The organism is Lysinibacillus sp. GbtcB16 (assembly GCF_019091145.1).
Lineage (GTDB): Bacteria > Bacillota > Bacilli > Bacillales_A > Planococcaceae > Lysinibacillus > Lysinibacillus fusiformis.
In genome coordinates, this window is the sequence record NZ_JAGXJV010000412.1 from 1 (window position 1) to 270 (window position 270).

Sequence of the window (270 nt, forward strand, 5' to 3'; positions counted from 1 at the left end):
TAGGAGATGAAAAGGATGAATATGAAAGAAATTAGTAAAGTAGTGGATTTGGTGAGAGAATCTAATCCGCTCGGTCATAATACTACAAATGATGTTGAAACAAATCCTACCGCTAACGGTTTGTTGGCACTTGGAGCATCGCCTGTAATGGCGTATGCAAAAGAAGAAGTAGCAGAAATGGCTAGCATTGCTGGAGCGTTAGTATTAAATATGGGGACACTTCGTCCTGAAGAAGTAGAAGCGATGTTACTCGCGGGTAAATCAGCAAAT

Annotated in this window: 1 protein-coding gene; it reads left to right on the forward strand. The window is 40.7% G+C overall.

What is annotated here, in order from left to right; genetic code table 11:
• Positions 1–15: 15 nt before the first annotated feature.
• A partial coding sequence (locus tag KVT27_RS24735) for a hydroxyethylthiazole kinase (protein WP_217582181.1) occupies positions 16–270 on the forward strand: 255 nt, incomplete at its 3' end.